The organism is Polaribacter sp., assembly GCF_965656025.1.
GTDB lineage: Bacteria > Bacteroidota > Bacteroidia > Flavobacteriales > Flavobacteriaceae > Polaribacter.
This window is the reverse complement of record NZ_CBFHJT010000073.1, coordinates 5531-8472: the sequence shown is the minus strand read 5'-3', so window position 1 is coordinate 8472 and position 2942 is coordinate 5531. Positions and strand designations below refer to the sequence as shown.

The 2942-nt window shown below is 32.4% G+C and carries 2 protein-coding genes and 1 pseudogene; all 3 read left to right on the top strand.

Features of this window, described 5'->3' with window-relative positions:
• The coding region (locus ACTG3S_RS12315) for a T9SS type A sorting domain-containing protein (protein WP_439129648.1) at positions 1–1387 on the top strand (1387 nt) is incomplete at its 5' end.
• 29 nt (positions 1388–1416) lie between these two features.
• Complete coding sequence (locus tag ACTG3S_RS12310) at positions 1417–1587, top strand: hypothetical protein (RefSeq protein WP_439129647.1); 171 nt, start codon at positions 1417–1419, stop codon at positions 1585–1587.
• Between the two features lie 544 nt (positions 1588–2131).
• Positions 2132–2942: pseudogene (locus ACTG3S_RS12305) on the top strand (hypothetical protein); the annotation flags it as partial.

Below are 2942 nucleotides of genomic sequence, written 5' to 3'. Positions count from 1 at the left end.
AAATTATCCTACAGCAACGAATGCAGTAACTATAAACTCTTTAAATGTAGCATCTGGTGCTAGCATAATAGCAAATAGTACTTTTACTACAACTACCTCTGCAACCTACAACAGGTCTTTAACAGGAAGTCGTTGGTATATGATGGGAGCTCCAGTTGTTGGTGAAACTTATGATAACACTTGGGCTGCTGCAAACTCAATAGCAACAGGTAGTGAAAACACTAGTAATTATGGAGTAAGTACTTTTAACTTTCAACAAAATGATGCAACTACAGGACCTTGGACCTATTTGCAAACCAATAATACAAATAATGGCACATTTACAAATGGAAAAGGGTATGGTATCATTCGCTCTGGAAATGGTGATGTATCATTTACAGGAACTGGTATTAATAATTCTCAAGTAGATATATCTACCAATATCAATAATGGTACATATCATTTAATTGCAAATCCTTTTTTAGCTTACATTAGTATAGATGATATTTTTACTGATAATCTTGCATTAGATGTACTTGGAACAGATTTGTTTTTCTGGAATGGTAGCTCTTATATAACAAGATCTTCAGGTTCAGATGGTAGTTTTGAAATTGCTCCCGGACAAGGTTTCTTTGTAAGACCTGTTGCAAATTTTGATTTTGAGTTTAATTACACAAGAGTTGGTCATAATACAACAGACACTTTTGGAAAATCTTCTAATCAAAGACCTGAAATACAACTATTAGTTAGTGAGGGTAGTAAAAAGGCCTCTGCAAGAGTATTATATATTAATGGAACTACAAAAGGATATGATGCCGGTTATGACGGTCAATTATTTGGTGGTGTTACTCACTCCTTTGCCATCTATTCTGATTTAGTAGAAAGTGATGGAAAAAAATACCAATCTCAATCTTTACCAAATCAAGATTTCGAAAGTATGGTAATTCCTATTGGTTTAATTGCAGATGCTGACAAAGAAATAACATTTACTGCAGAAGCTTTACATATTCCTAGTGGATTAAATGTGTATTTAGAAGACAGACAAAATAATACATTTACAAAATTAAACGAAGAAAACGTTAATTACAAAGTAACGCTTACTGAAAAATTAGATGGCATAGGTCGTTTTTATTTACATACTGCTTCTAAAGCGTTAAGTACACCTTCAGAAATTTTAAATACTGTAAGTATCTTTAAAACAGATGCTGCTAACCTAAAAATTGCTGGTTTACAAAATGGAGCAGCAACAGTTAAAATTTTTACTATTCTTGGAAAACAAGTACTCGCTAAATCTTTTGTAGCTGATGGACCTGAAAATATTACTTTGCCAAATCTAGCTTCTGGTATTTATATTGTAAAATTAGAAAATGAAGCAGGAACATTAAGTAAGAAAATAATTTTAGAATAATTACAGTAATTTTTAAAAAACAAAACATCATGAAAAAAAATATTGACAACAACCAGCAAGAAATTACTCGTAAGGATGCTATAAAAAAAATAGGAAATTACGGTAAATATGCAGCATTAACTGCTTTAGGAACCTATCTAATATTAAATCCTCAAAAAGCACAGGCGCAAAGCCCTGAAGCTCCTGGAACTGGATTTTAGAAAATATAATTATTTATTTGGGGGAATAATAATTATTAAAGACCGATACTTTTTTGTATCGGTCTTTTTATTTAATCTTTTAAGCCATTTACTCGTAAAGATGCCATTAAAAAAATAGGTAATTACGGTAAATATGCAGCATTAACTGCTTTAGGAACCTATCTAATATTAAATCCTCAAAAAGCACAGGCGCAAAGCCCTGAAGCTCCTGGAGCAGGATATTAATTCAATTTTATGTTTTAAACGCTCCAATTTTTGGAGCGTTTTTATCTTATAATACTTTATAGAATAAACAGAAACTAAAATGCATCTTTTTAACTTTATTTGAAAAAAAAATATTTTTTATTATTTTTTTTAAAAAAAAATATATCTTCGCGACCGAAATTAGTTAAAAACTAATATTACAACTCTCTTTTAATCTAATTTCTTAAGTACAAACTCCCACGTACAGAGACATAACTTTAATATTCTATAAAATCTATAGGATAGCTATGTCTCAAAGTTTTAACTCATATATAATAATTAAACTTTAATGAAATTTTTTATGAAAAAAATTACTTTTTTATTGATCGGATTAATGGTATGTTTTTCTGCTCAACAATTACGTGCCCAAACAGTTTTTGACTGGGAAAGTGGAACCATAATTAATGGTGATGCTTACCAAGAAGTTAATGGTATCACTGCTACAGTTACTAGTACAACAAACGTTGTGCGTTCAGATCTTGGTGGTTATGCTGGTAGTTCAGGTAAAGTTCTTTATATTGCTACACCTGGATCTTCAATGACTGTGTCTTTTAGCCAAGCTATAAATATAACATCTGTATATGTTCTTGACGCTGACCAGAGTAACGATAATGCTACTTGGACTTTTACACCTAATGGAGGAAATAACTCTCCTGTAAATCAACAGATTGGCGCTTTTGGAGTATCAGTTGCATTAAACTGGACGAATGTCACCTCTTTTGTAATCACTTCTTCTAAAGGCCCTGATTATTTTGGGTTGGATGATATTACATTTAATACATGTACAGCCCCAGATTATCCATCAGTAATAAGTTCGCCAGCTACTGTGTGTTCAGGGGGTACAGCTTCACTAAATATTTTAGGTGCATTAAATGATGCTACTGCATGGCATGTTTATACAGGCTCTTGTGGAGGGACAGAAATTGGCACAACAACTACAAATACTTTCACAATTCCAGGAACCATATCATCTACAACAACCTATTATGTAAGAGGAGAAGGAGGATGTGTAACTCCTGGCCAATGTGGAACAGTTACTATTACACCTCAAGCATTAGACGATGCTTCTTTTAACTATAGTGCTCCATCTTACGCAGCTACTGATAGTGACC